Source organism: Billgrantia endophytica (assembly GCF_002879615.1).
Lineage (GTDB): Bacteria > Pseudomonadota > Gammaproteobacteria > Pseudomonadales > Halomonadaceae > Halomonas > Halomonas endophytica.
Genome location: NZ_PNRF01000021.1, coordinates 17,863 through 43,191, shown reverse-complemented (window position 1 = coordinate 43,191; position 25,329 = coordinate 17,863). Strand labels below are relative to the sequence as shown.

The following is a 25,329-nucleotide window of genomic DNA, read 5'->3' as shown; positions in this document are numbered from 1 at the left end:
GGCTCAGCGCCTCTGATTGCCTTGGCGACGCAGCATGAAGGCCAGTCGCTCCAGCAACTGGGTATCCTGCTCGTTCTTCACCAGGGCACCGGCCAGCGGCGGGATCGCCTTCACCGGGTCACGGTGGTAGAGCGCCTCCCGGGCCAGGTCGTCGGCCATCAGCAGCTTCAGCCAGTCCACCAGCTCCGAGGTGGAGGGCTTCTTCTTCAGCCCCGGCGCCTGGCGCAGGTCGAAGAAAACCTCCAGGGCCTCGCCGACCAGCTTCGGCGCGATCTTGGGGAAGTGGACATCGACGATCTTCTGCATGGTGTCGCGGTCGGGGAACTCGATGTAGTGGAAGAAGCAGCGACGCAGGAAGGCGTCGGGCAGCTCCTTCTCGTTGTTGGACGTGATCACGATGATCGGACGCTGCTTGGCGGCGACGGTCTCGCCGGTCTCATAGACATGGAATTCCATGCGATCCAGCTCCTGGAGCAGGTCGTTGGGGAATTCGATGTCCGCCTTGTCGATCTCGTCGATCAGCAGCACTACCCGTTCCTCGGCGGTGAAAGCCTCCCACAGCTTGCCGGGCTTGATGTAGTTGCGCACCTCGTGCACGCCTTCGACACCCAGCTGGGAATCGCGCAGCCGGCTCACCGCGTCATACTCGTAGAGCCCCTGGGCCGCCTTGGTGGTGGACTTGATGTGCCAGGTGATCAGGCGGGTGCCCAATGAGGCTGCCAGCTCCTCGGCCAGCAGGGTCTTGCCGGTGCCCGGTTCGCCCTTGATCAGCAGCGGGCGCTGGAGGGTCACGGCGGCATTCACCGCCTGCTTGAGGGCATCGGTGGCCACATAGGTGGAAGTCGAATCGAAAGCCATGGTCCTGCCTCAGCGTCAAGTGGGGTAGAGGGGAAGTCAAACAAGTGTACGGAAGGGCGAGGGCATGAACAAACCCCGGTAGGTAGGAACCCGAGCAGGCATGTACCTCCGGCAGGCACCGCCCGCCGATGATGACATGCCACGCAAGGTGAACAAGCGCTCAGTCGAGGCTGCGTTGTCTGGCGAGACGTCGTCCCAGCGACCAGCCCAGTACCGACAGCGCGACCAGCACGATAAGGGGCAGCATGACCAGGTTGAGGGTTTCCCAGCCCAGCCGGTGGAACAGTTGACCCGACATCAGCGAGCCGACGGCGACCAGTGAAAAGATGATCAGGTCGTTGATGCCCTGCACCTTGCCCCGTTCCGTTTCGGAATGGACGGTGGAGAGCAGGGCACTGCCGCCGATGAAGAGGAAGTTCCAGCCGACCCCAAGCAGTACCAGGGCCACCCAGAAGTGGCCGATGGCCTGACCCAGGTTGGAGAGCAGCATGGCCGCGGTGAGAATCGCCGCCCCTGCCAGCAGGATGCGGTCCACGCCGAAGCGGGCGATAAGGCTGCCGGTGACGAACGACGGGGCGAACATGCCCAGCACATGCCATTGCATGATGAAGGCGACCTGGCTCATTTCGAAACCCGCCGAGCGCATGGCCAGCGGCGTGGCTGTCATCACCAGCACCATGATGGCGTACCCCACGGCGCCGGCCAGCACCGCCACCAGGAAGGCCGGCTGTGCGGCGATGGCCACCATGGGGCGGGAAACGTCGCCGGGTTGCGGCTCGCCGCTGGCCGGCACGCGCAGTTGAGTCAGCAGCCCGATGGCCACCAGGGCCAACAGGGCAATGATCAGATAGGGGCCGCCCGAGGGTACGCCAGCGACCCAGCCCAGCGTGGCGCTGGCGTTCCACGGCCCCAGGAAAGCAGCGACCACGCCGCCGGCCATGACAAATGAGATGGCGCGGCTGCGAAAGGAGGGGCTGGCCACGTCGGCGGCGGCGAAGCGGTAGTACATAGCGAAGCCCTGGTAGAGCCCAAGCAGCAGATTGCCGGCACAGAACAGCCAGAACGAACCCGCAGCAATGGCGGCGAAGCTCAGCAGGCCGCCACCCACGCCGCCCACGACGGCCCCGGTGATGAAGCCCAGCCTCCTGCCCACGCGTTTCATGAACAGTGAAGCGGGCAGCGTGGAGATCACCGTGCCCACCATCATCAGGGCGATGGGCAGCGTGGCCAGGCCAGGGTCGGGGCTCAACTGCTGGCCCACCACCCCGCTCAGGGTCATTACCGTGATGGCGGCGATCATGAACAGGGTCTGGCCGGTGACCAGAATGGCCACGTTGGTCTTTTCGCGAGGTTGTGTCGACATGGACTGGCTCCTTGAGAACACTGCGTGCTCTCCCACGAGGTCGCGCGGCGCCTGCGTCAACTCGGCTATCAGGTCCGGTGCTTTGAAGAAGGATATCCCAAGTGGAAAGCGGCGGGACTGCCGGTTAGCTGATTCCTATCGCGTAGTGACCGGTCACTGCTTCCGTCGATAGGTCTCTACCAGCGTTGCCGGGTCGTGCTCGGCATGGCCATGGCTGACATGGGTGCGCATCAGTTGGGCGGCCAGGCCGCTCATGGGCGTGGCACTGCCGGCGCGCTGGCTCTGGGCCACTGCCATGTCGAGATCCTTGAGCAGGGTGCGCAGATGCCAGGGCGGGTCGGCGAAGTTGCTCGTCGCCATGCGCGGGGTGAGAATCTGGAACGGTCTGGAGTCGGCGAAGCCGCCGGCCAGCGCGTCGGCGAGCCGCGAGGCATCCACGCCGCTCGATTCCGCCAGCGCCACCATCTCGGCGATCACCGCCACCTGGCAGCCGACGATCATCTGGTTGCACACCTTGGTGACCTGGCCGCTGCCAACCGGTCCCATGTGTGTTACCCGTGCCGAGAGCGGTGCCAGCAGGGGACGTATCGCCTCGATATCCGCTGCCTCGCCGCCACACATGATCGCCAGGCTGCCGGCCTCGGCCCCCGCCACGCCGCCGGAAACCGGCGAGTCGACCCAGCGCATGCCGCACTCTCCCTTCAGCCACTCGGCGAAGTCCCGCGTTGCGGCCGGATCGCTACTGGAAAGGTCGATCAACAACTGCCCGGTACGTCCACTGGCCGCCACGCCCCTTTCGCCGAACACCACGTCTTCCACCACGGCGGTATTGGCCAGGCACAGCATCACCACATCGACACCTTCGACCAGCTCGGCGATGGAGCTTGCCACATGGGCACCGGCCTCGACCAACGCCTCGGCCTTTTCCCGGGAACGGTTCCATACCGTGACCTCGAAGCCGGCTCCCAGCAGGCGGCGGGTCATGGGGCCGCCCATCAGGCCGATGCCGATGAAGCCGAGTCGTGGTTGGATCATGAGAAGTGCCTCCAGCGCAGCAAGCAGAAAGGGGAAGTGCCAGTTGTCGTTGGCAGTATATGCAGGCTTATACTGCCAACGACAAGATACCCGATCCGATCACCTGGACCCGAACGAATCAAGAGGTTCCCATACAACCCTACCTCAGCGTCATCACACTGGGCGTCGACGATCTGGAACGTGCCGTGCGCTTCTACCGCGATGGGCTCGGGCTGGCTACCGAAGGCATCGTCGGACAGGAGTTCGAGCATGGCGCGGTGGCGTTTCTCGACCTGCAGACGGGCTTGAAGCTGGCGGTATGGCTGCGGACAAGCATCGCGCACGATACCGGCAGCGGCAAGGCATTCGGTCGACAGGAGAGGATTCGATGCACATCGCGGTATTGACCATGAAGGTTTCCCTGCCTGGCTGTGCCTCGTTGAAGGAGAAGCGACAGCGTATGGGCGGATTGCACGAGCGCTTCGGGCGCAACCCGTCCGTGGCGGTCTGTGAAAGTGCCGATCATGACCGGCTGGAAGCCAGCGAGTGGTCCTTCGTGGTGACCGGTACCTCGTCCCTGCAGGTCGAATCGCTGTGTAGCGAGATCGAGGACAAGCTGCAGCGAACGGTGGATGGCAGGGTGCTCGATGTGGTTCGGGAGATGCTGTAAGGCCGGGTGGCGGTTCACCTGGGGCCATACTGCACTGCATCAATATGGCGCGTGAAGTGCCAAAATGGGTCCTGGTTGGTGCAAGGGAGAGAGCCGGCGTGCTGAATCCAACAAAGCCTTTGAGATTGTTTTTCTTGTAAGGCTATGTTTTTTCTTAAAAAGAGTTATAGTTGGCGCGGTAATCGCATTATATTTGTCAAGTGAACAATGCAGCAGGGAGGCCCTGCCTTCCTGAGCAACGTCGCCACAGAGCTGGCGATATACCGAGTGAGCTGGCGTGCTCCAACCTGGTCCCCTTCGGGGGGCCTTTTTTATGGCCACGAATCGGCAACGACCCTTCATGGTATGCACAGCATCGGACGCAATGGCGATATCGGCAACGCGACTTTCGTTGTAGTCTGGGCAAACCATGGCCTTTGCAGAGACAGGGAAGTGTGGCGGCGGGAGTGCTAAGGTCAAGGGAGCGTCGACAGGTTCAGGTTTCCCATGAAGGCTCTTTCCCAGCGATTGTTCAATGTTCGTCGAGACGAAATACTGCCGGTTGCGTTGGCGGTACTGTTCTTTTTTTGTGTACTCACCTCGCTGATGCTGCTGCGTCCCGCCCGCGAGGCGCTGGGCCTGCGCGGCGGTATCGAGGCGGTGCGTTGGCTGTTCATGGGCACTGCGGTCGTTACGCTGTTGATCAACCCCTTGTTCGGCTTGCTGGTCAGCCGTTTGCCACGGCTGACATTCATTACCGCCACGTATTCCTTCTTTGGCTGCAGCCTGCTGATCTTTTACCTGATAATGACGCTGACGCCCGAGGTCATCGGCGTGACGACCGGGCAGGTCTTCTATGTCTGGTTCAGTGTCTTCAATCTGTTCATCACCATGGTGTTCTGGGCGCTGATGGCCGACCGCTTCTCGCTCTCCCAGGGCAAGCGCTTTTTCGGCCTGATTGCAGTGGGAGGCACCTGCGGGGCGATTTTCGGCCCCTGGCTGGCGTCACGGCTGGCGGCCCCCCTGGGCACGCCGGCGCTGTTGCTGGTCTCTACCGGGTTCCTCATGCTGGCATTGTGCGCGGCCTGGGGCATCGCCCGGTCGCAGCCGGACAAGACCTGGCGCGAGGGTTCTCCCGATGAACCGCCTGCCGTGGACGAACGGGAGTTGATTGGCGGGAGTGCCTGGGAGGGCTTGCGGGCGGTGTTTCGTTCACGATACCTGCTCGGCATAGCCGTTTACGTGGTGATCCTGGCCATCATGGCGACCTTTCTCTACTTCACGCGGCTGCAGATGGTGGCGGCGTTGGGCGACGACCTGGACCTGCGCACCACCATGTTCGCCCATATCGATCTGATCACACAGGTGGCAACGCTGTTGATGCAGGCGCTGGTCGCCGGACACCTGATGAAGCGGGTCGGCGTCTCCCTCACCCTGGCACTGCTGCCGTTGACGGCCGCGCTGGGTTTCATCGGCCTGGCCATTGTCGGTTCGCTGGCGGCATTGATCACCTTCGAGGCGGCGTTCCGCGCGGTGCAGCGTGCCTTGATGCGGCCGGCGCGGGAAACGCTCTATACGGTCACCAGCCGTGAGGACAAGTACAAGTCGAAGGCCTTCATCGATACCTTCGTTTACCGAGGTGGCGACGTGGTGGGAGCCCAGGTGGAGGGCCTGCTGGGCCGGCTTGGCATGGGCCTGGCCGCGGTGGCCAGCGTGGCCTTGCCCCTGGCGCTGGTATGGGCGGCCCTGGCGCTCTGGTTGGGCCGTACGCAGCAGCGCATTGCCGCGCCATCTCCACCGGCTTCCGAATCCAAGCCGGCCATTAGCCGATAGAGGAGTGATCCATGATTTCACGTCGAGACTACTTGAAGCTGAGTCTGGCTGCGGGTGCGGCCCTGTCGGTGAAGCCTGGCCTGCTATGGGCCGAGGATCGCCAGTTGGAGCTGATTACCCGGGCCATCCCCTCGTCGGGTGAACGGCTACCGGCGGTGGGGCTGGGAAGTTCCGCTACCTTCGCTGAGGTGGCTCGCAGCGAGGATGTCGAGGCGCTGCGCGAGGTGTTCGTGGCAATGTTCGAGAAGCGAGGCCGCGTTTTCGATACCGCACCCGGCTACGGCGCATCGGAAGAGGTGGCCGGGCAGATCGCCAGTGAGCTTGGCATTACCGAGGATATCTTCTGGGCGACCAAGTTGAACGTCGCCGGGCGGGGCGGCGGCAGTGCGGACCCGGACGAGGCCCGGGCCCAGATCAAGACCTCGTTTGAACGAATCGGCAAGGCGCCGCTGGACCTGATCCAGGTGCATAACCTGGGCGATGTGCCGACACAACTGGGGATTCTGAACGAACTGCGTGAAGAAGAGCGGGTGCGCTATATCGGGGTGACCACCACGTTCGAGCAGCAGTATGAACAGCTCGAGGAGATCGTGGGTAACGAGCCGGTGGACTTCATTGGCATCGACTATGCCATCGACAACCGTTTCATGGAGGAGCGCATTCTCCCCATGGCCCAGGATCGCGGTATCGGCGTGCTGGTCTACGCGCCATTTGGCCGTACCCGGTTGTGGGAGCGTGTCAGTGGCCATGACGTGCCGGAGTGGGCGGACGAGTTCGACGCCCACTCATGGGCGCAGTTTTTCCTCAAGTTCGTCATCTCGCATCCCGCCGTGACCGTGGCCACCCCTGCCACCAGTCGTGCGCGGCACATGATCGACAACATGGGCGGAGCACTTGGCAGGTTGCCGGATGAAGCCATGCGTCAACGCATGGTCGATCATATCGAAAGTCTGTAGCATTGATGAGAATGACCCGGCCATGGCGTAACGCCGATCAAGGGTATCGATGACAAGAAAATGAAGGTTGATAACTTTAAGGTAAAAACGAACAAAAAGGGCTGCCAAGCCAAGCCTTGGCAGCCCCGGGACTTGCACTTGTCGTCTACAATCGCTGCTTGATCAACTGTCTCGCTTCGTCTGCGAGATTGCTATATTGCTGAGATGCTTTCTTGAAGAATTCCTGAACTTCGCTATCGGATCTTGACTCTGCATCCCTGGCATAGCCATCGCTGCGGTGTGCACCTTGTGTGGCATGGTACAGCGTGCTGATCAGGTCAAAATCCTTGTCATCGATAGGGCTGGACATACACGCTCCTTGCCTTGTCAGCGACCCTGACTCCTGCCGCCTTTCTGACCGGCTTCGGAAGCCTTCTGCGGGTCATTGGCGAAATTGCCGCCGCTGTGCTGTCCACCTTTCTGGCCAGCCTCGGAAGCCTTCTGCGGATCATTGGCGAAGTTGCCGCCGCTGTGCTGTCCACCTTTCTGGCCGGCTTCGGAAGCCTTCTGCGGGTCATTGGCGAAGTTGCCGCCGCTGTGCTGGCCACCTTTCTGGCCGGCTTCGGAAGCCTTCTGCGGGTCATTGGCGAAGTTGCCGCCGCTGTGCTGGCCACCTTTCTGGCCGGCTTCGGAGGCCTTCTTCGGGTCGTTGGCGAAGTTGCCTGGGTTCTGATTTTGCTGTGCCATCGTCACATCTCCTTTCTGCTTGCCTACTGCATGTCGTACGTCCATTTACCGGCTTTCCGGCACTGCTGGCGTGTGCCATCGTGTATAAACGTAGGATCATCAAGCGGGAACCATCAAGCGGGCAATGGTTTCCCGATGCAAAGAAATGTTTTTGTATCCAATGAGATTTTTCATTGCGTCAGGGCGAAAAGTGTTCTTCAACGACTCAATGCTGCACGAATTGCAGTTCCGCCAGGTGACGGTAGAGCGGGCTGCTGTCGAGCAGTTCGGCATGGCGGCCGGACGCCACCAGTCTCCCTTCATCCAGTACCAGTAACCGGTCGGCAGCGCTGACGGTGGCCAGGCGGTGGGCAATGACCAGGCTGGTCCGGTCCGCCATCAGCCGATCCAGTGCCTGCTGGACCAATCGTTCACTCTCGGCATCCAGCGCGCTGGTGGCTTCATCGAGCAGCAGTACCCTGGGATTCTTCAAAAGTGCCCGTGCGATCGCCAGGCGCTGGCGCTGACCGCCCGAGAGCTGCACCCCGCCTGGTCCCAGGGGCGTATCGAACCCCTGGGGCATGGCCTCGATGAAGGAGAGGGCATTGGCATCCCCGGCAGCGCCATGGAGCTCCGCGGGAGTGGCGTCCGGCTTGCCATAGCGCAGGTTCTCGGCGACGGTGCCGGTGAACAGGACGGGGTCCTGTGACACCAGCCCCATGGCGGCGCGAAGCTCGTGTGGATCCAGCTCACGCAGGTCGATGCCATCCAGGCATAGCCTGCCACCGTCGGGATCATGGAAGCGCAGCAGCAGGGAAAGCAGCGTGCTCTTGCCGGCGCCGGAAGGCCCGACCAGTGCAACCCGTTCACCGGGGCGAATCCATACGTCGAGCTCGTGCAGCGCCGCTTTGCCGCGCCCCGGATAGGCGAAGTCGACACCCTCCAGCCGGATTTCGCCCCGGAGCGGAACGGGCAGTGGCCTGGGCCGAGCGGGCGGTCGTATCGTCGGCTGGGCGTCGAGCAGTTCCAGCAGTCGCTCGGCGGCACCGGCCGCGCGCTGCACGTCGCCGGCCACCTCGGCGAGTGTTGCCACCGCACCGGCAGCCAGTACGGCATAGAAGACAAAGGCCGACAGTTCGCCGGCGGTCATGGCGCCAGAGAGCACGGCCTGCCCACCCTGCCATAGCATGAGTCCCACGGCGACAAAGATCGCCAGCATGGCGATGCCGGTCAGCCAGGCACGCTGGCGGGTACGGTCCACGGCGGCGACAAAGGCCTGCTCGACACGCGAGCCGTAGTCCCGGCGATCTATCGTCTCGTGGGTGAAGGCCTGCACGGTGCGAATGCCGGCCAGTGCTTCGCCGGCGTAGCGGCCGAGTTCGGCAACCCTGTCCTGGCTGTGGCGCGACAGTCGGCGTACCCGGCGGCCGAACCACAGGACCGGCAGCACCGTGGCGGGGATACCCAGCAACACCAGTGCCGAGAGCCATGGCTGGGTCACCAGCATCAGGCCCATCGCACCGATCAGCATGACCACGTTGCGCAGCGCCATCGAGATCGACGAGCCGAACAGGGTCTGCAGGACGCTGGTATCGGCGGTCAGCCGTGACGTGATCTCGCCGGCGCTCCGGCTCTGATGGGTGGCGCTCTCGAAGAAGCCGGGCTCGAGATCGAGCAGATGATCGAATACCTGTTGGCGCAGGTCGGCCGCCAGCCGCTCGCCGATCCAGCTGACCAGGTAGTAGCGCAGCGCTGAAGCACCCGCCAGCACGGCAACCACCACGGACATGAGGGCCAGCGTTTGGTTGAGCTGGCCGCGATCGGCGGCCAGAAACCCCTGATCGATCACCAGGCGGAGCCCTTGACCAAGTAGCAATACGCTGCCGGAAGCCACCAGCAGGGCCAGGGCGGCCAGCACAAGACGAGCCTGATGGGGGCGCAGCAGACTCAGTAGTCGGAGCAGAACCCGAGGATCGGGGCGTGGCGTCATGGCGAATTCCAGGCGGGTGAGGACAGCCGGTGCTGCGGCGCCACCGGCGTCAGGGGAATTCTGCATGGTAGCCCAACAGGTGGAACGCCTGTAGCGTTCTGCCTGGCCGGCCTTATGCCAGCAGCTTGCTCCAGCTGCCGTAGCGACCCTGAATCGGTCCCCGGCGCAGGCTCAGCGCCATGACGGCGGCCCCGCACAGAAGGCTGCTGATGGTTGCCACGATGCCGACGCCATGCAGGAAGGGCGTGAAAAGCAGGACCGCGGCCAGTGGAATCAGCAGCCAACGGATCGGCCGGGCCGATTCCGCCAGGGCAATGACCGCCACGGTAATGATCAAGGCGCCGATCACATGATCCCAATTGGCCATGGCTCCCTCGGCGCCGAGCGTGACCCGGGTGAGCATCAGCCAGGCACCGATCAGAAGGCAAAGTGCCAGGTTCCAGGGAAGATTCACGCCGGTACGCAGCGCATCTCCCAGGATGGCCATGGGGCTGCGCTGGAAGTTTTCATCGACCGGTTCGCTCTCGCCCTCGTCGGTATCACCGGTGAAGAAGATCTTCAGCACCGGGGCTCCGGCACGATGACGGCGCTTGAGGAATTCACCCGTGGCAACGAACTCGTTGAAGGCATAGGCGATCTGCAGCAGCATGGCGCCGGCCTGGATCAGGCACAGGGTGCACCAGGTGCCGATGACGATGGGCTGGATGATGATGAACGTAACCGACACCACGCCCAGCGGTACGATCAGCACGCCAAAGGAGGCGACCACCCAGGGCATGGTGCGCCAGCGCTGCGAGGTGCCGATCAGTCCGATGAGGATTTCCAGCATGTAGACCATGCCGCCCAGGCCGGCATCGGGAACCGGCCAGGCCTCGGATGCCTCGGAGGTGATGATGTCTTCGGTGCCGTTGAGCCCTTCGCGGGTACCGCTGAAGAAGGGGTCCCAGACGGTGTCGATATGCCCCAGCTGATAGGCGGCGAGATATCGGGATATGAAGAAGCCGACGAAGGCCAGGATGATGATCGGCATCCGCTGGAACCAGCTCGACGGGTTGTTGTTCCACCCTGGCGGGGTCGTCGGGCCAATCATCGCCGCTGCCGGGGACACCCCGGGCGCCGGTCGCACCACCGCGGACAAGCCGATGGCCAGCATCCCCGTTATCGTGCCGTTGAGGTACGCCGCCGCGCTTTCGGTCCAGAACAGCAGCGGCGCGAACAGAAGCCATAACCCCACCACGGCACATACCCAGCGGGCCCAGCTGTTCTTCCAGGAAAGTGAAATGGCCGCGAACATCATCAACAGAAGCCCCGACACGATCTCGCTGTAGATCATGCCGCTGGTGGTATATCCGAGGATCGCAGGGGAGGTGACCAGCCAGGCACCGAGTGCCATGTTCGCGAAATGGGCCCACAGGTTCTGGTAATGCTGACGCTGGAACCGTTCCTGATACTGCTCCAGCACCCGTTCGGCGTTCCGGCCCTTCTCGTCGGCCTCCGCGATCCAGTCCGGGGGGGTGATGCCGTTGGCTTCGTACCAGGCGTGGGGGTCCTCGAGCAGGTGGCCCACGATGTCCTCGAGCGTCTCGAACACTTCGAAACGTGGCGCCCACCCCAACTGCTGGCGAGCGCGCCGGATATCCAGTTCGTAGTGATCGTCGGCCATGTCGATCATGAACGGCCGGATGAAGGGCTTTTCGCCCTTGTCGAAATCGTCCGGTATCAGCGGCTCGCTCTTCTCCTCGACAAGCGCACCGGTCTTGGCGATCGGTTTGGGTACCGAAATCGTCTTCCAGTGGTCCTCGCCGTGAATCAGCTCGCCGAGCCGGTTCTGTAGGGCTTCGTAGCTGACGCAGTGCTCCTCGCCGATCAGGATCTCGTTCTCCCGGGGCAGGTCATGGCGCCTGTCGATGGTGCGGCGGAAGGCATCGATCATGTCTTCCTTGTGCACACAGGCCTGACCGGCACCGGTATTGCCGGAGTAGAGATGACTTTTCAGCGTGTGTTCGTAGATGCGCGCGATCTGATGGGACAGGGTGGGTACACAGGTGGTTTCGTCGTACATGCCGGCAAGCCGCAGCAGGGTATAGGGCATGTCCCCGGCATGTTCGCGAATGACGGCTTCCGTTTCGGCCTTCGATTTCGGGTAGGCCCAGGTCGGGGCGATGGGCGTATCCTCGTTCACCCGCTTCCCAGGGACCTGCGGCTCGTGGACCAGCATGGTGCTGGAGTAGATGAACCGCTCCACGTTCATGTCCTGCAGCGCCGTCAACAGGTTGCGGGTGCCCTGGACGTTGACCTTGTCGTAGAGGGGGGATGCTTCCCCGGTAAAATCGAAGTAGGCCGCAAGATGCACGACCGCGGCGATATCCCTGCCGTATCGGTCGGCCAGCGTGTCCAGGGCCTCCTTGATGGAATCGACCGAGGTAAGATCGAATTCGTAGCTGTCGTCGGCCTCTTCGCCCTTGGTCTTGTCCAGCCCGATGATGCGATAGTCGCGTTTGAGGCTGCGCGTGAGGGCGGTGCCGATGCCCCCGGAGGCACCCGTGATCACCACAATCGGTTTTTGCTGGTTGGCCGGTTTCTGCCGATTCGTTTCTTCCTTGTCCTGCATGGCTAAGGTCCCTTTGCCGGATTGTGATAGATCGGTATCACTGCGCATGACAACTCGACCTCAAGCTAGTCGGGAAACCGGCAAAGGGGCAAACGGAACTTGCCGCCCAGCATCATTCTCCGTGCGCGGGCCCGGGTTCAGGTCTCGTTGCGTATCATCGGGTTGCAAGGGTAGTACTTTATATCGATGGCATTCCTGTGGTTTGCTATCCGACAGGGCCCAGGTCAGGTGGGAATGGTCGGGCGGAACAAGGAGAGACGGCGTGCGCGTGAGGATTCTTTCGGATCTGCATCTGGAGCACTTTGACGAGGGGCGTGACATCCCCGATGTCGAGGCGGATCTGGTGATCCTGGCCGGCGACATCCACCAGCATCTGCAGGGGCTCGCCTGGGCCGCCGAACGTTTCAAGGGCCTGCCGGTTCTCTACGTTCCCGGCAACCATGAGTTCTACGGGGCGAGCATGCCCACGCTGCGCCGCGAAATGCGTGACGAGGCACAGAGGCTGGGAATTCACCTGCTCGACAACGATGTACTGGTGCATGGCGGCGTGAGGTTTCTGGGTACGACGCTGTGGACCGACTTTGCGCTGTATGACGGCGAGCCTGAGCACAGCGCCGAGCAGACGGAGCTCAAGGCTCGAATGATGATGCCGGACTTTCATATCATCGAGCAGCCCGAGGGAGAGGTCCTCACCCCGCAGTCCAGCCGGGAGCTGCATCGGCAGGCACTTGCCTGGCTTACGTCCGAACTGGAGACGCCCTTTGCCGGGCCCACGGTCGTCGTCAGCCACCATGCGCCGCTTGCCGGCTGCATTCCACCTTGCTATCAGGGGGACGCCCTGTCACCCGCCTTTGCGTCGCACCTGGAATCCCTGATGGGACCCATGACACTCTGGATCCACGGCCATGTTCACGAGCCCGTGGATCTGACCTGCCAGGGCACGCGGGTCATCGCCAACCCTGGTGGCTATCCCGGAGAGTTCGAGCCGTCCCTGTTCGTGCCGGACCAGGTGATCGCCATTCAGGCAGGTGTCACCTGGCCGGATGCGCGCCCTTGAAACGGAGCTCCACCAAGATGAAAAGTGTTGTCGCCATTCGCCATGTCGCCTTCGAGGACCTGGGTGTCTTCGAGCCGGTTCTCGACGAGTTGGGCTATCGAATCCGCTACCTGGACCCTTCCGTGCTGGGTTCCGATGCCCTCGAGGCTCTGGAGGTGGAGACCCCCGAACTGATGGTGGTGCTGGGCGCTCCCATCGGTGCCAACGACGAGGCGCTGTACCCCTTTCTCAGTGCCGAGCTGGATGCCATACGGCGACGGCTCGATTCCGGCCGGCCGCTGCTCGGCATCTGCCTCGGCGCCCAGCTGATCGCCCGGGCGCTGGGCGGCCGGGTCTTTCCCATGGCGGAGAAGGAGATCGGCTATGCGGATGTCGGCCTGACCCGCGAAGGGCAGGAGAGCCCGCTGCGCCATATCGGCAACCCGGATACCGTACTGCATTGGCATGGCGACATGTTCGAAACGCCACCTGGCGCCACGCGCCTGGCCTACAGCCATTCATGCGCGCATCAGGCCTTCGCCGCGGGCGATACCGTTCTGGGGCTACAGTTTCACCTGGAAGCCGACCCATTGAGGATCGAGCAGTGGCTGGTGGGCCACACCGCCGAGCTGGCGCTGGCGGGGGTCGATCCCGTCGAGGTCCGCGAACAGGCCCGACGTTTCGGCGCCGACCTGATGCATCGCGGCCAGCAGACGTTTCGTGAATGGCTTGAGACGGCGGAGACAGCCGCCCGCACCGAGTAGATGTCAGTTCTGGCGCTGCTTGATCTGGTCCCGTAGGCCGCTGGGCACCTTCTTGATGATCAGCCGGTCCTGGTCCTCGTCATACTCGATGCTGGAGCCGAGCAAGTGGGAATCGAAGCTGATCGAGACGCCGCTGGCCCGGCCGGTAAAGCGGCGGAACTGGCTGAGGGTGCGCTTGTCGGGGGGTATCTCTGGGGAAAGACCGTAGTCGGCGTTGCGGATATGGTCGTAGAAGGCCTTCGGCTGCTGTTCGTCGAGCAGTTCCGACAGTGCTTCCAGGGTCATGGGCTCGCCCCGGCGGGCCTGTTCGCTGGCGTAGTCCAGCAGCGTGTCGGTCTTCTCGCGGCTCTGCTCCTCCGGGTAATCCTCTTGCTCCACGTAATCGCTGAAGGCTTTCAGCAGGGTTCGGGTCTCGCCGGTGGCATCCACCCCCTCGGTGGCACCCAGGAGGGTGGCGAACTCTTCCGCCAGCTTCTTGCCGCCGCGGTCACGTGTCCATGAGAGATACTGCCTGGACGGCGTATCGCTGCGCCACTGGCTCAGGTTGATGCGTGCCGCCAGGCTCATCTGGGCCAGGTTGAGCTGATGTGCCGGCACCACGTCGAGGCTCCCGTCGATGCCGTACCCTTCCCTGTGGTGCAGGAGTGCCAGGCTGAGATAGCGGGTATCGCCATGCTGGAAGTCGACAAACAGCAGGTGGCCCGTCACCGACAGGTGTGCGTTGACCAGCCCGACGATCCGTTCGGCTACACCCCGCGTGACGTCGGGGAAGTCACGCCGGCCGTCGAGATAGTCGATCAGCTCACGAGCGAAGAGGGAAGCCGGGGCGCCTTCCTTTTCCTCTTGTGAATCGTCACTGTCTGTCGTATCGCCGAAATGGCCCCAGGCCTTGGGCTTGGCATGGTAGGCGTCATTGAAGCGGGACAGCAGGCCTTCCTGTGCATCAGAAGGTGACGTCTCGTCCGAGGCCGGCTTGAGCACTGCCGGCTGGTCGCCGGATGCCTTGTCGATGCGGTGAATGATGCTATGCAGTATCGGCATGGGAAATCCGGTAGAAGGACAGGCAAGCGATGATACCTGCCACGGGCCCGAGTTCAAGCCGGCAATGGGCATTGGCTCGTCTATCCGCAGGACATCGCCACCATGTGATCCGGCGCTGCTCCGGTGGCTTGTTCACCGGCTCAGGGTTTTAGCCGATAGCCGCTCTTGAAGATCCAGTTGACCACTGCCAGCGAGACGACCAGAAAAAGGGCGATCACCAGCAGGCTTGCCCAGATGCTGACGTCACCGGTGCCATAGAAGCTCCAGCGAAAACCGCTGACCAGATAGACCACCGGGTTGAGCAGGGTCACCGCCTGCCAGACGGGCGGCAGCATGTCGATGGAGTAGAAGGTACCACCGAGAAAGGTCAACGGCGTCACGACCAGCAGGGGCACCAGTTGCAGCTTCTCGAAGCCATCGGCCCAGATACCGATGATGAAGCCGAGCAGGCTGAACGTCAGGGCCGTCAGGGTCAGGAACAACAGCATGATCAACGGGTGCTGGATGGTAAAGGGAACGAACAGCCGTGCCGTACCCAAGACGATCAGACCCAGAATCAGCGACTTGGTGGCCGCCGCTCCCACGTAGCCCAGCACGATCTCGAAATAGGAGATCGGAGCCGAGAGGATCTCGTAGATCGAACCGGAAAAACGGGGAAAGAAGATGCCGAACGAGGCGGTGGAGACGCTCTGTGTCAGCAGCATCAGCATGATCAAGCCCGGCACGATGAAAGCGCCGTAGCTGACGCCATCGACTTCACTGATACGCGATCCGATGGCGGCACCGAACACTACGAAGTAGAGCGACGTGGACACTACCGGCGATACGATGCTCTGCAACACGGTGCGCAGGCTGCGAGACATCTCGGCCAGGTAGATCGTCTTCACGGACTGCAGGTTCATGCGTTCTCCCTGACGAGGCTGACAAAGATCTCTTCCAGTGAACTCTGCCGGGTATGCAGGTCCTTTACCCTGATGCCGGTGGCTTCCAGGTCGGCGAGAAGGCCGGTGATTCCCGTTCCTTCGTCCTGCCGTGTGACATCATAGGTGTAGACCAGTGCATGTCCCTCATCGTCCAGGGTCAACTCGTGGCCGGCCAGCGCGGCGGGTACCTCGGTCAGCGGATTGTCCAGGTGCAGGGTCAGCTCCTTGCGACCCAGTTGGCGCATCAGGGCACCTTTTTCCTCCACCAGGACCAGTTCGCCCCGGCGAATCACCCCGATGCGGTCGGCCATCTCCTCGGCTTCCTCGATATAGTGCGTGGTCAGAATGATCGTCACCCCATGGTCGCGCAGCTGGCGCACCACGTCCCACATTTCACGGCGCAGTTCCACGTCGACGCCCGCGGTGGGTTCATCGAGAAACAGCACCTTGGGCTGGTGGGCCAGCGCCTTGGCAATCAGCACCCGTCGCTTCATGCCGCCGGAGAGTTCGAGCAGGCGATTGTCCCGTTTCTCCCACAGCGTCAGGGCGCGCAACACCTTTTCGATGTGCGCGGGATCGCGAGGCTTGCCGAACAGCCCGCGGCTGAAGCTCACCGTGTCCCACACCGTGGTGAAGGCCTCGTTGGTCAGTTCCTGGGGTACCAGGCCGATCAGCGAGCGGGCCTGGCGGTAGTTCGCCACATTGTCATGGCCATCGACCAGCACGCGGCCCGTGGTGGCGTTCACGAGGCCGCAGATCACGCTGATCAAGGTCGTCTTTCCCGCCCCATTGGGGCCAAGAAGGGCGAAGACCTCGCCACGCCGGATTTCCAGGCTGACGTCCTTCAGCGCCTGAAAGCCTCCCTGGAAGACCTTGGAAAGCGACTCCACCTGAATCATGGGCGAGCCGATACCGCTGCCACTATCGAGAGGGGGAGCCTCTTCCGGCGCGGCTGTTGGCGAATGGTTGAATGAAATCGTCATGCGTCGTCCCTGTTGACGTTAGAGAACGAGCCATCAGGCTCCATCCTAACGCGAGATGGCACCTGGCACAGGGCCGGGAACGAGAAAAGCCGCCGTGGCGGGCACGTGCGGCTTTTCCTTGTCACCGCGGGGCTCAGCTGCGGCTGGTGATTTCCAGCAGATGATAACCGAACTGGGTCTTCACCGGGCCATGAACCTTGTTCAGCTCGCCCGAGAATACCACTTCGTCAAACTCGCGAACCATCTGGCCAGGGCCAAAGCTGCCCAGATCGCCGCCGCGGCCGCCGGAAGGGCAGGACGAGTGCTCGCGGGCCACCTCGGCGAAATCGCGACCACCCTCGATCTCGGCCTTGAGGGCCTGACACTGCTCTTCGCTGCTCACCAGAATATGACGTGCGGTCGCCTTGGCCATGTTGCGCTCCTGAAAGGTTGGCATGGATGCCGATTTAAGGTGCGGCAAGGATAACATGTTGGGCCAGTGCCGCAGCACCTCGACGTGCCCTCTATCCCCGTGCCGGTCCCTGCCGCTCGTCACGGGTCGAGCGCAGCAGCACCCGATCCATGGCTCGGGTGGAGAGCAATCGCCTGAGCACGCCGAAGAGGTGGGTGGGAACGGTCACGTAGTAGCGTGCCCTGGGGCGCCGACTTTCCAGTGCATGCACCAGCTTGCCGACCACGGCATCCGGGCCCAGCGAGAAGGCACCGCCGGCAGGGGACTGGCCGGCCAGCCGTGACTCGACGGCGCGGTAGGTCTCGGCGTGGTAGCTGTGGCGGGTATCGATATTGGCGAGAAAGGCACGGTAGGCATTCTCGCGGAAACGGGTGTTGATGGGGCCGGGTTCGATCAAGCTGACGTGAATGCCGGTGCCCTGCAGTTCCTGGCGCAGGGTGTCGGTGAGCCCTTCCAGGGCGAATTTCGAGCATACGTAGGCGCCGCGATAGGGCAGGGCGGCCAAGCCGAGCACCGAGCTGTTCTGCACGATGCGCCCGCCGCCCTGCCTGCGCATGGCCGGGATGACCCGGGCGGTGAGTTCGTGGGTGCCGAGCACGTTGGTTTCCAACTGCGTACGCAGCGCCTCGCGGGTAAGGTCTTCCACCGCGCCGGGCTGGCCGTAGGCGGCATTGTTGAAGAGCGCATCGAGGCATCCACCGGTGCGGTCCAGTACCTCATCCACGCAGGCTGCGATCGACTCGCTGGACATCAGCTCCAGCGGTAATGCCTCCAGCCCCTCGCCACGCAGCCGATCGAGATCTTCCCGTCGCCTGGCGGTGGCGAAAACCCGCCACCCCCGCTGCACCAGTGCGTGTGCCGCGGCATGGCCGATCCCGCTGGAACAGCCGGTTACCAGCACGCTGCGCGCGGTCGAATGTTTCGTGGACATAGTGGCTCCAGGAGAACTAGGTTGAGCGACATATCAGGCAATGACGATACCATCCGGCCTGGAATGGAGGGAGTACGACGATGAGACCCAATGCATGTCTGGGCATTCTCTTGCCCGATGACGGCCCTACGGACTACGAATGGTACGAACTTGGCCAGGGAACGGTACCCGGCGAGCAAGACCTTCCACGGATCGAGGTCGGGAAGATTCCGAGCGACGGGCATCATGAGCGGGAGGCGTTGACGGCTCTCGGCGCCGTCGATCGGCTATCGCCGGTGGGAAGAGCGCTGGTGCGAGAGGGCGGCGCACAGGCGGTGGTATGGGCGTGCACCAGTGGGAGTTTCATCGGCGGGCTGGAATGGGCCAGAGCGCAGTCCCGCGACCTGGAAGCTACCCTGGGCGTGCCGGTCACCAGTACCGCGCTGGCCTTTCATGAAGCGCTGGCGGCGCTCGGTCAGCGTCGAGTGGATCTGCTCAGCCCCTATCCTGACGATGTGACAAGGCAACTGGTGGCGTTCTTGCACGATGGCGGTGTGACAGTCGAGCGCGTAAGGGTGCTCGACTGTCCCTATGCGGCCGATTCTCACCAGGCGGATATCGCGGAAGAGGTGCGTCAATTCTGCCGCGAGCAGCAAGGCTCGAAGGTTCCTCTGCTGGTGCCCGACACCGCGGTGAACACCCTCCGACTGCTGGAGGCCCTGAACAGGGAGGCGTGCCGCATCGTATTGACTGCCAACCAGGTGAGCCTATGGGCCGGCCTGAAGCGGCTGGCATGGCCTGAGCTGTCAAGACATCTCCTGGCTGATCTGGCATCCGGAACAGAGATGCAACGCCGAGCGCGGCTTTTTGATAGGCTGCTAGGTTGAAAGGAATGATCGGCGCATGTCGCACCGACAAGCAGGGGGCAACATCATGGGCACGTTTCGTATTCTCGGTATCGCATTGTTGGTGGGTGGCTTGATTGCCCTGTATTTCGGCTGGCAGGCCTCGGAAACCCTGCTGGAACAGGCGCACGAGACCGTTACCGGGCGCTTCACCGAAGAAACGACCTGGTATTTCATTGGTGGCGGTGCAGCGGCTGTAGCAGGCTTGTTTCTGATGCTTCTGGGTGGCAAGCGGTAGTCCTGCTCCCGGTCGGGAGCCTGGATCTGACCGGTACGACTACACCGAGGCGGGAGTGAACATGATGAGGGGATGGAAACTACCCGCCCTGAGTATGGCGGCGGCTTGTCTCTGGAGTGCCCCGGCACTGGCGGAACGGTTGGAGGGCGTACTGGATGGTAAGGAGCGCGAGTGGTTCATCCTGCGCCATGAGGGAGACTCGACGGCTACCTTCACCGACCTCGGTGGCATGCATACCATCGATGTTGTGGGATTCGTGGATCCGGATAGCTGGAACAGCCGGGATTCGCTCTCCATCAGCATGACGCTGATGGATGGGGAAGTGACAGACTACGATGTCCTGTACTTGATCGGTACCTCGGCAATGCCGCCACTCTACACCTCCGAAGAGGCGGATGTCCGGCTGTTACTCGAGTCCTTCGATGTGGACGGCAATACCGCCCGAGTGGTCGGCCGCGTTGAGGGCACGCTGGCGTTGCAGGCTACCCTGGGGGAGGAGCCCAGTCTCGAGGAAGGGGTCGATATCGCGGTGACGTTTGATATCGAAGCTTCCCGGATCGAATTCTAGGCGCCTGCTTTCTCTGTTCAACGTTGAAGAGACGCGTTGAAGCGCCTCGGCATAGAGCATGAGAGTCCCGAAGCCGCTGCGGTAGTATCATTCCAAGAAAGGCGGCGCTGATGCTGCGACTGGAGTGGGCATGGAGCAAGAGCAACCGCAATCCCCCGACACCCCGCTAAGCGTGACTCTCTTCGCCGGTCTATCGGATATCGAACTGATCCGTGAGCTATGGAATCACTTTCCCGAGAACATGTTCCTTGTTCGTGTGGAAAGCGAAGACGACTTCATCATGGAGGCTGTCAATCCGGCCCAGAAAGCCACCCTGGGTGCGGCCTGCGAGGGCCGGCGCCTGCACGACTTCCTGCCCCGGGATACGGCCGACGCCATCTGGGCCCGCTACCACGAATGTGTCGTCAGCGACATGCCGATGCGCTATCAGGAAAGCGCCACCTATTTTGATCCGGAGGGGGTCGAGTGCTTCGGCCATTGGCTGACGCTGCTGGTTCCGATCCATCACCACAGCCATCGCGTCACGCATCTCTTTGGCATCTCGCAGGATCTGACCGAGCTGCAGCTGGCCCGGGAGGCCCTGGAGCGGCAGAACCAGCGGCTCGAGGCCCGGGTGGCCGAGCGCACGGCTGAGTTGCGTGCGGCCAATGACGAGCTGCAGTCGCTCAACGCCCGGCTCGAGGAACTCGCCACCCGCGATTTCCTCACGAGTGCCTACAACCGCCGTCATCTGGAAAGTCTTGCCGAGAGTGAGCTCAGGCGCGTGGATCGCAGTGGGGCACCCTTGTGCATGCTGATGATCGACCTGGATGAGTTCAAGCAGGTCAACGATGCGCTGGGCCATGCCGCTGGTGACGCCGTGCTCAGGCGTGTGGCCGATACGTTGCGTGCCGAATTGCGCGACAGTGACTTGCTGGGTCGCTATGGTGGCGACGAGTTCGTGATCGTGCTTCCCGATACCCGACTGGAGGAGGCGTTGGCGACGGCAGAGCGACTTCGCCATGCGGTGCAAGCCTCGACCCAGACCACGATCAGCCTGGGGGTGGCCCAATATCAACCGGGCGATATACACCTCGGCGAATTGACCCAGCGGGCCGACCACCAACTACTCGATGCCAAGCGTGATGGCCGTAATCGTATCGGGATCGAATCGATGTAGCGGCCGTTCCGATGCGCAGGAGCCAGGAAAGGCGATTCATACAACAGGGAGAGTGGAATGAAGGACTTGACGCTGCATTCGTTGAGTGTTTCCAGGCATGGGCTTGAAGCGCCCTGTGCCGGGAAGTGGCCATGAAACGGCGTGCAGGCCCCCGGGGCAGCGGGATACTGGCGGGATTGCTGTTTCTGGCATCGATGGCGGGAGGAGCCGGCTACTGGTTAGTGCTGCATATGCCGGGAAGCAGTCATGAGGGCACGCCGCCGCCCCTGGATGAAGAGGGGCAGGTGTTGCGTGACCGACTGCACGGTCATGTACGGGTGCTGGCCGAGGAAATCGGCGAGCGCCACTACTGGATGGCCGATCGGATGCATGCCGCAGCCGATGCCATCGAAGCGGCCTTCCGGGAGGCCGGCCACGAGCCATTGCGACATCCCGTGCCCACCGGGAGCCAGGTGTTCGACAATATCGAAGTCCGGCTGCCCGGCAATGGCCTGGAGGAGGAGATACTGGTCGTCGGTGCGCACTATGATACGGTGCGTGGCAGTCCCGGCGCCGATGACAATGCGTCCGGCGTGGCCGTACTGATCGAGCTGGCCAGACTGCTCCGTGATGCCGAACTCGACCGTTCGCTGCGACTGGTTGCCTTTGCCAATGAGGAGATACCTTTCTTCGGCAGCGACGCCATGGGCAGCCTGCGCTATGCCCGCCAGGCTCGGGCGGAGGACGCGAACATCGTCGGCATGATGTCGCTTGAGATGCTGGGCTATTACTCCGATGCGCCCGGCAGCCAGTACCATCCACCCTTGCTTGGCCATTTCTATCCGGACCGGGGCGATTTCGTGGCCTTCATCGGTAACATGCGTTCCCGGCAACTGGTACGACAGGCCATCGGGGCATTTCGTGAGCATGCTCATGTGCCGTCGGAAGGGCTGGCGGCGCCGGAACTGATAAGAGACATCCGGCGCTCGGATCACTGGGCCTTCTGGGAGATGGGCTATCCGGCCGTCATGCTCACCGACACCGCCAATTTCCGTAATCCCTACTATCACGGCCCCAATGACACACCAGAGCGGCTGGATTACGAGACCATGGCGAGGCTGACGGAGGCACTGGCCAAGGCGCTCGAGACGATGGCGCGTCGATGAGGCGGTTCCCTTGCGCCGCGTGTGGCACCGGCGGTGCGGGCCCACCCAGGCCGCGATCCGAAGACCGCGGCCTGTGTTGGGTTCAATGGTGGCGGCTGAACTGGCCGTGCGGACTGTCGGCCATCAGACGGGCGAATTCGCTGCCGCTCATATGCAGCAGCGTTTCGTGGTCGCCGGCATCGAAATAGATGTCCGGCTGATGGCGCAGCATGTCGTCGACATAGACCTGCAGGCCGTAGGCCTGGCCGACCGGCGTTATGGCTCCTGGGTCGCAATCGTTGAAGCGGCTGGTGATCTCGTCTTCCGAGGCTAGCTCGACCTTCTCGTTGAAGAGCTGCGAGAGGCTTTCCAGGTCGGCATCGCAGGTGCTCGGCAGAACGGCGACACGGTAGCCGGAATCCCCGTGGAGCATGATCGCCTTGGCGAGCTGTTCGCCGGTGACATGGGCCTTCTCGGCGATACGGCTGGTGCTCACTTCATGTGGATGCTTGACCTCCTCGTAGTCGATATCGCAGGCTCTCAGGTATTCCCGGATCGTCATCGGGATGGCCATGACACGTTCTCCCTCGGCCACATGGGCCGACAATTGACGGTTACCACGTCTCCCTTCGCTGCTATTGCTATCCTTCCTGCCATCAGCATAGCGTCTACACCCAAGGCGGGCAGTGCTGGATCACATGCCATGTGTTTTTTTCATCTGGAGTTGCCGTGTCGTTCACCAATCTCTCCCTCGATCCCGATGACCTGCCGGCCTTGGAGCACGCTCCTCTCACACCGGTGTCCCGTCGCCTGGCTCCTTGCCAGGCGCTTCAGCGAGCGGGGCGCTGGGTGTTCCTCGTCATGTTGACAGGACTCTTTCCGGTACAGCACGAGGAACTGGCCCAGTGGCAGTCCTGGGCGGCCGCCGGGGTGGCGGGGCTGGGGGTCGTTGCCATCGCCCTGGGCTGGGTCGAGGCGCGCCGCCGCGCCTATGGCCTGCGTGAGCACGATGTACTCTATCGGCGGGGTTGGCTGGTGCAGCGGACCCAGGTGTTGCCCTTGGCTCGCCTCCAGCATGTCGAGACACTGAGCAATCCCGTCGAGCGGGCGTTCGGGCTGGTACGTCTGGCCTGTTTCACCGCCGGTGGACGGGGCGCCGACCTGATGCTCGAAGGGCTGTCGGCGGCGCGTGCCGAAGCGGTCAAGCAGCATCTGCTGGCGCGCCTGGAGGGAACGACGCGGCAGCCGGAGTCCCTGACGCCATGAGCCGCCAGCACGACCGATCGGTACCGGAAGCCCTCTCTCTGCAGGGTTGGCAACGACTCTCGCCCTGGGCCATCGGATTGCTGCTGGTGACGACCAGCGTCTCCCTGGTACGACAACATATGCCCTTGCTGGCTGGCGCTGGCGCGGGTCTCGCGATGATCGAGCGGGTCGGGCTGCGTGAGACCGCATTGGGTGGTCTGACACTACTGCTGGTCGCGGCCCTGGCGAGCCTGCTTTATTACCGTCGCTTCCGCTTTCGGCTGGACGGTGATGTGCTGATCATCCAGAAGGGCTTGTTCGAGCACCGGGAATTCAAGGTGGCGGCTCGTCATGTCCAGCACATCGCCGTGCATCAACCGGCCTACATGCGGCCTTTCGGCGTGGTTCAGTGGGAAGTGGAGACGCTGGCGGGGGAGTCGTCGAGCATTTCGCTGCCGGGCATTCACCGGGAACTGGCCGAGGCACTTGGACAAGGGCTCAAGGGAAGACAGGAAGCGCCGCCCGATGCGGAGTCATCCGACGAAAGCGTCGACGCCGCGAACGTGCGGGCGCCCGTCATACGCTTCGCCATTACCCCCGGCGCCTTGATCCTGCACGGACTGACCAGTCGCTCGATCTATGTCATTGCCGCGATGCTGTCGCCCCTGGCCCGCCCGCTGGAACGCTGGGTTCACGACCACTTGCCGCATCTCGACCTGAGGGGATGGCTGCCTCCCTCACCGGCCCTGGCCATTGGGGCCGGTGTCCTGGCCCTGGTGATACTACTGGCTCTCCTGGCCGTGTTGGCGGCCTGGTGGCGCTTTCATGGCTACGTGCTGCGCGAAGGGGATGGGCGCCAGGTGCAGGCCAGCGGACTCTTCACCCGGCAGGAGCAGGCACTCACGTTATCCCGGCTGCAGGTGGTGGAGTGGGTGCAGACCGGGCTCGGTCGCCTGCTCGGCCGTGGTTATCTGATATGTCATCAGTTTGGCGCCATGGGCGGCGGTGGGGCGGCCGAGTCGCGCCGCTTCCTGGTGCCAGGCCTGGCGGCGAACCAGGGCAAGGAGCTGACTGCCACGCTATGGCCCGGGTGTCGCATGGAAGCTCCCCTGGCCAGGGTTTCCAGGCTCTATTGGCGAGTGGTGTTTCTGCGGCTAGGCGTGGGGCTGACGGCAGCACTGTTGCTGCTCGTCGGTCTGTTGGGCCCGGCCGGCCTGTCGCCGATGCTCTGGGGCGGCATGGTCGCAAGCCTGCCGCTGGTTGCGGCCGGGGTGGCGCAGCTGCGCTGGATGGCTACGGGCTGGGCAAGAGAAGGGGCGTATTTGCGAATTCGACAAGGGCTTTGGGGGCAGCGCACCAGTATCTTCCCGTTGACCCACCTGATCGCAATCAGCGTACAGTGGAGCTGGCTACAGCGTCGGCGAGGTGTCGTCACCCTCCATCTCGCCCTGGCCAATGGCGGGTTGACGTTGCCCTATCTCGAGGAGCGGGAAGCGCTGCTGCTGGCCAACCAGCTGTTGGCCAGCGTAGAGGCCGCTCAGGCCGCCTGACGCTCCACCTCGCCGAAGCGACGATGTAGCCAGGCATTGATGGCGTCGGATTCGTAGAGCCATTCATGGCTGCCGTCATCCGCCGTGATCCTCAGGCAAGGCACCTTGATACGGCCGCCGCCAGCTTCGAGTGCCTGGCGATGTTCCGGGTCATTGCGGGCGTCGCGCAGTTCGATACTCAGGCCCAGCCGAGCGATCTCCTTGCGCACCTTGATGCAGAAAGGACAGCTCTGGAACTGATAGAGCGCCAACCGGGTGCAGGCCTTGTCGACGCCGGCCTGGTCCTCGGCCGAACGGGACATCGACTGCGGCGTGCTCAGTTTCTCGGAGAGCAGCAGGATCGGCGACAGCACCAGGCGCACGCCGCGAAAGAAATAGCGAATCAGGATTCTCATGGACTGTTGGACGTTCTCGGTCGTGAATGGATGAAGCCGGTTCGGGGTGCCCATGATG

27 protein-coding genes are annotated in these 25,329 nt (G+C 63.0%); 13 read left to right on the top strand and 14 right to left on the bottom strand.

Annotated elements, in window-relative coordinates; genetic code table 11:
• Positions 1–3: 3 nt before the first annotated feature.
• The 3 genes from C1H69_RS11015 to C1H69_RS11005 form a co-directional block, all read right to left on the bottom strand.
• A complete protein-coding gene (locus C1H69_RS11015) occupies positions 4–858 on the bottom strand; it encodes an AAA family ATPase (RefSeq protein ID WP_102653455.1) in 855 nt (284 codons plus the stop codon).
• 160 nt (positions 859–1,018) lie between these two features.
• Positions 1,019–2,221 (bottom strand): MFS transporter, encoded by a 1,203-nt coding sequence (locus C1H69_RS11010; RefSeq protein ID WP_102653454.1) that lies wholly within the window; start codon positions 2,219–2,221, stop codon positions 1,019–1,021.
• 153 nt (positions 2,222–2,374) lie between these two features.
• A complete protein-coding gene (locus C1H69_RS11005) occupies positions 2,375–3,256 on the bottom strand; it encodes an NAD(P)-dependent oxidoreductase (RefSeq protein WP_102653453.1) in 882 nt (293 codons plus the stop codon).
• 59 nt (positions 3,257–3,315) lie between these two features.
• On the opposite strand from C1H69_RS11005, the gene C1H69_RS23815 reads away from it, so the two are divergent.
• The 4 genes from C1H69_RS23815 (at position 3,316) to C1H69_RS10985 (ending at position 6,673) form a co-directional block, all read left to right on the top strand.
• Positions 3,316–3,642 carry a VOC family protein gene (locus C1H69_RS23815; RefSeq protein ID WP_205738467.1) on the top strand — a complete coding sequence of 109 codons (327 nt, stop codon included), beginning with the start codon at positions 3,316–3,318 and terminating at the stop codon, positions 3,640–3,642.
• The gene (locus C1H69_RS10995) at positions 3,624–3,905 is read left to right on the top strand and encodes a DUF503 domain-containing protein (RefSeq protein ID WP_102653452.1); all 282 of its coding nucleotides are present in this window, start codon (positions 3,624–3,626) and stop codon (positions 3,903–3,905) included. The genes C1H69_RS23815 and C1H69_RS10995 overlap by 19 nt, the downstream gene beginning before the upstream one ends.
• A gap of 486 nt (positions 3,906–4,391) precedes the next feature.
• Positions 4,392–5,717 (top strand): NTP/NDP exchange transporter, encoded by a 1,326-nt coding sequence (locus C1H69_RS10990; RefSeq protein WP_102653451.1) that lies wholly within the window; start codon positions 4,392–4,394, stop codon positions 5,715–5,717.
• Between the two features lie 11 nt (positions 5,718–5,728).
• Complete coding sequence (locus tag C1H69_RS10985; RefSeq protein WP_102653450.1) at positions 5,729–6,673, top strand: aldo/keto reductase; 945 nt, start codon at positions 5,729–5,731, stop codon at positions 6,671–6,673.
• A 145-nt stretch (positions 6,674–6,818) separates the two neighbouring features.
• Here C1H69_RS10985 and C1H69_RS10980 read toward each other — a convergent pair whose 3' ends face one another.
• From C1H69_RS10980 to C1H69_RS10965, 4 genes are all read right to left on the bottom strand, one after another.
• A complete protein-coding gene (locus tag C1H69_RS10980) occupies positions 6,819–7,022 on the bottom strand; it encodes a hypothetical protein (protein ID WP_102653449.1) in 204 nt (67 codons plus the stop codon).
• A 17-nt stretch (positions 7,023–7,039) separates the two neighbouring features.
• The gene (locus C1H69_RS24595; protein WP_102653448.1) at positions 7,040–7,399 is read right to left on the bottom strand and encodes a con-10 family general stress protein; all 360 of its coding nucleotides are present in this window, start codon (positions 7,397–7,399) and stop codon (positions 7,040–7,042) included.
• 205 nt (positions 7,400–7,604) lie between these two features.
• Entirely contained in the window at positions 7,605–9,368 is a 1,764-nt protein-coding gene (locus C1H69_RS10970) for an ABC transporter transmembrane domain-containing protein (RefSeq protein ID WP_102653447.1), read from the bottom strand.
• 112 nt (positions 9,369–9,480) lie between these two features.
• Complete coding sequence (locus C1H69_RS10965; RefSeq protein ID WP_102653446.1) at positions 9,481–11,979, bottom strand: vitamin K epoxide reductase family protein; 2,499 nt, start codon at positions 11,977–11,979, stop codon at positions 9,481–9,483.
• Positions 11,980–12,241: 262 nt separating this feature from the next.
• Between C1H69_RS10965 and C1H69_RS10960 the strand changes: the two genes are divergently transcribed.
• Both C1H69_RS10960 and C1H69_RS10955 read left to right on the top strand, forming a co-directional pair.
• Positions 12,242–13,036: a metallophosphoesterase family protein gene (locus C1H69_RS10960; protein ID WP_102653445.1), complete on the top strand. Its 795-nt coding sequence runs from the start codon at positions 12,242–12,244 to the stop codon at positions 13,034–13,036.
• A gap of 17 nt (positions 13,037–13,053) precedes the next feature.
• A complete protein-coding gene (locus tag C1H69_RS10955; protein ID WP_102653444.1) occupies positions 13,054–13,779 on the top strand; it encodes a glutamine amidotransferase in 726 nt (241 codons plus the stop codon).
• A gap of 3 nt (positions 13,780–13,782) precedes the next feature.
• On the opposite strand, the gene yejK is transcribed toward C1H69_RS10955, so the two are convergent.
• The 5 genes from yejK to C1H69_RS10930 form a co-directional block, all read right to left on the bottom strand.
• The gene (gene yejK / locus C1H69_RS10950) at positions 13,783–14,820 is read right to left on the bottom strand and encodes a nucleoid-associated protein YejK (RefSeq protein ID WP_102653443.1); all 1,038 of its coding nucleotides are present in this window, start codon (positions 14,818–14,820) and stop codon (positions 13,783–13,785) included.
• A gap of 140 nt (positions 14,821–14,960) precedes the next feature.
• Positions 14,961–15,722, bottom strand: a complete 762-nt coding sequence (locus C1H69_RS10945) for an ABC transporter permease (protein ID WP_102653442.1) — start codon at positions 15,720–15,722, stop codon at positions 14,961–14,963.
• Positions 15,719–16,642 (bottom strand): ABC transporter ATP-binding protein, encoded by a 924-nt coding sequence (locus C1H69_RS10940; RefSeq protein ID WP_422666895.1) that lies wholly within the window; start codon positions 16,640–16,642, stop codon positions 15,719–15,721. The genes C1H69_RS10945 and C1H69_RS10940 overlap by 4 nt, the downstream gene beginning before the upstream one ends.
• A 217-nt stretch (positions 16,643–16,859) precedes the next feature.
• A complete protein-coding gene (locus C1H69_RS10935; RefSeq protein WP_102653441.1) occupies positions 16,860–17,138 on the bottom strand; it encodes a peptidylprolyl isomerase in 279 nt (92 codons plus the stop codon).
• A gap of 91 nt (positions 17,139–17,229) precedes the next feature.
• Positions 17,230–18,108: an SDR family NAD(P)-dependent oxidoreductase gene (locus C1H69_RS10930; protein ID WP_102653440.1), complete on the bottom strand. Its 879-nt coding sequence runs from the start codon at positions 18,106–18,108 to the stop codon at positions 17,230–17,232.
• An 80-nt stretch (positions 18,109–18,188) separates the two neighbouring features.
• Here C1H69_RS10930 and C1H69_RS10925 point away from each other — a divergent pair, with 80 nt between their 5' ends.
• From C1H69_RS10925 to C1H69_RS10905, 5 genes are all read left to right on the top strand, one after another.
• Positions 18,189–18,974, top strand: coding sequence for an aspartate racemase/maleate isomerase family protein (locus tag C1H69_RS10925; RefSeq protein WP_102653439.1), 786 nt, complete (start codon positions 18,189–18,191; stop codon positions 18,972–18,974).
• A 16-nt stretch (positions 18,975–18,990) separates the two neighbouring features.
• Positions 18,991–19,230, top strand: coding sequence for a DUF3185 family protein (locus C1H69_RS10920; protein ID WP_205738466.1), 240 nt, complete (start codon positions 18,991–18,993; stop codon positions 19,228–19,230).
• A gap of 61 nt (positions 19,231–19,291) precedes the next feature.
• Positions 19,292–19,798: a hypothetical protein gene (locus tag C1H69_RS10915; protein ID WP_133154968.1), complete on the top strand. Its 507-nt coding sequence runs from the start codon at positions 19,292–19,294 to the stop codon at positions 19,796–19,798.
• Positions 19,799–19,928: 130 nt separating this feature from the next.
• Positions 19,929–20,957, top strand: a complete 1,029-nt coding sequence (locus C1H69_RS10910; protein ID WP_102653437.1) for a sensor domain-containing diguanylate cyclase — start codon at positions 19,929–19,931, stop codon at positions 20,955–20,957.
• A gap of 131 nt (positions 20,958–21,088) precedes the next feature.
• Positions 21,089–22,102 carry a M28 family peptidase gene (locus C1H69_RS10905; protein ID WP_102653436.1) on the top strand — a complete coding sequence of 338 codons (1,014 nt, stop codon included), beginning with the start codon at positions 21,089–21,091 and terminating at the stop codon, positions 22,100–22,102.
• A gap of 82 nt (positions 22,103–22,184) precedes the next feature.
• On the opposite strand, the gene C1H69_RS10900 is transcribed toward C1H69_RS10905, so the two are convergent.
• Positions 22,185–22,655 carry an aminoacyl-tRNA deacylase gene (locus C1H69_RS10900; protein WP_102653435.1) on the bottom strand — a complete coding sequence of 157 codons (471 nt, stop codon included), beginning with the start codon at positions 22,653–22,655 and terminating at the stop codon, positions 22,185–22,187.
• 155 nt (positions 22,656–22,810) lie between these two features.
• Between C1H69_RS10900 and C1H69_RS10895 the strand changes: the two genes are divergently transcribed.
• A complete protein-coding gene (locus C1H69_RS10895; RefSeq protein WP_102653434.1) occupies positions 22,811–23,347 on the top strand; it encodes a PH domain-containing protein in 537 nt (178 codons plus the stop codon).
• Positions 23,344–24,876 carry a PH domain-containing protein gene (locus C1H69_RS10890; RefSeq protein WP_102653433.1) on the top strand — a complete coding sequence of 511 codons (1,533 nt, stop codon included), beginning with the start codon at positions 23,344–23,346 and terminating at the stop codon, positions 24,874–24,876. Before C1H69_RS10895 ends, C1H69_RS10890 begins: the two co-directional genes overlap by 4 nt.
• Here C1H69_RS10890 and C1H69_RS10885 read toward each other — a convergent pair.
• Entirely contained in the window at positions 24,864–25,271 is a 408-nt protein-coding gene (locus C1H69_RS10885; protein ID WP_102653465.1) for a glutaredoxin family protein, read from the bottom strand. The genes C1H69_RS10890 and C1H69_RS10885 overlap by 13 nt on opposite strands.
• Positions 25,272–25,329: the final 58 nt, after the last annotated feature.

Coding starts and splice junctions, on each gene's coding strand:
- C1H69_RS11015 (WP_102653455.1), bottom strand. CDS start 858: ATGGCTTTCGATTCGACTTCCACCTATGTGGCCACCGATGCCCTCAAG.
- C1H69_RS11010 (WP_102653454.1), bottom strand. CDS start 2,221: ATGTCGACACAACCTCGCGAAAAGACCAACGTGGCCATTCTGGTCACC.
- C1H69_RS11005 (WP_102653453.1), bottom strand. CDS start 3,256: ATGATCCAACCACGACTCGGCTTCATCGGCATCGGCCTGATGGGCGGC.
- C1H69_RS23815 (WP_205738467.1), top strand. CDS start 3,316: ATGCAGGCTTATACTGCCAACGACAAGATACCCGATCCGATCACCTGG.
- C1H69_RS10995 (WP_102653452.1), top strand. CDS start 3,624: ATGCACATCGCGGTATTGACCATGAAGGTTTCCCTGCCTGGCTGTGCC.
- C1H69_RS10990 (WP_102653451.1), top strand. CDS start 4,392: ATGAAGGCTCTTTCCCAGCGATTGTTCAATGTTCGTCGAGACGAAATA.
- C1H69_RS10985 (WP_102653450.1), top strand. CDS start 5,729: ATGATTTCACGTCGAGACTACTTGAAGCTGAGTCTGGCTGCGGGTGCG.
- C1H69_RS10980 (WP_102653449.1), bottom strand. CDS start 7,022: ATGTCCAGCCCTATCGATGACAAGGATTTTGACCTGATCAGCACGCTG.
- C1H69_RS24595 (WP_102653448.1), bottom strand. CDS start 7,399: ATGGCACAGCAAAATCAGAACCCAGGCAACTTCGCCAACGACCCGAAG.
- C1H69_RS10970 (WP_102653447.1), bottom strand. CDS start 9,368: ATGACGCCACGCCCCGATCCTCGGGTTCTGCTCCGACTACTGAGTCTG.
- C1H69_RS10965 (WP_102653446.1), bottom strand. CDS start 11,979: ATGCAGGACAAGGAAGAAACGAATCGGCAGAAACCGGCCAACCAGCAA.
- C1H69_RS10955 (WP_102653444.1), top strand. CDS start 13,054: ATGAAAAGTGTTGTCGCCATTCGCCATGTCGCCTTCGAGGACCTGGGT.
- yejK (WP_102653443.1), bottom strand. CDS start 14,820: ATGCCGATACTGCATAGCATCATTCACCGCATCGACAAGGCATCCGGC.
- C1H69_RS10945 (WP_102653442.1), bottom strand. CDS start 15,722: ATGAACCTGCAGTCCGTGAAGACGATCTACCTGGCCGAGATGTCTCGC.
- C1H69_RS10940 (WP_422666895.1), bottom strand. CDS start 16,642: ATGATTCAGGTGGAGTCGCTTTCCAAGGTCTTCCAGGGAGGCTTTCAG.
- C1H69_RS10935 (WP_102653441.1), bottom strand. CDS start 17,138: ATGGCCAAGGCGACCGCACGTCATATTCTGGTGAGCAGCGAAGAGCAG.
- C1H69_RS10930 (WP_102653440.1), bottom strand. CDS start 18,108: ATGTCCACGAAACATTCGACCGCGCGCAGCGTGCTGGTAACCGGCTGT.
- C1H69_RS10925 (WP_102653439.1), top strand. CDS start 18,189: ATGAGACCCAATGCATGTCTGGGCATTCTCTTGCCCGATGACGGCCCT.
- C1H69_RS10920 (WP_205738466.1), top strand. CDS start 18,991: ATGTCGCACCGACAAGCAGGGGGCAACATCATGGGCACGTTTCGTATT.
- C1H69_RS10915 (WP_133154968.1), top strand. CDS start 19,292: ATGATGAGGGGATGGAAACTACCCGCCCTGAGTATGGCGGCGGCTTGT.
- C1H69_RS10910 (WP_102653437.1), top strand. CDS start 19,929: ATGGAGCAAGAGCAACCGCAATCCCCCGACACCCCGCTAAGCGTGACT.
- C1H69_RS10905 (WP_102653436.1), top strand. CDS start 21,089: ATGAAACGGCGTGCAGGCCCCCGGGGCAGCGGGATACTGGCGGGATTG.
- C1H69_RS10900 (WP_102653435.1), bottom strand. CDS start 22,655: ATGGCCATCCCGATGACGATCCGGGAATACCTGAGAGCCTGCGATATC.
- C1H69_RS10890 (WP_102653433.1), top strand. CDS start 23,344: ATGAGCCGCCAGCACGACCGATCGGTACCGGAAGCCCTCTCTCTGCAG.
- C1H69_RS10885 (WP_102653465.1), bottom strand. CDS start 25,271: ATGAGAATCCTGATTCGCTATTTCTTTCGCGGCGTGCGCCTGGTGCTG.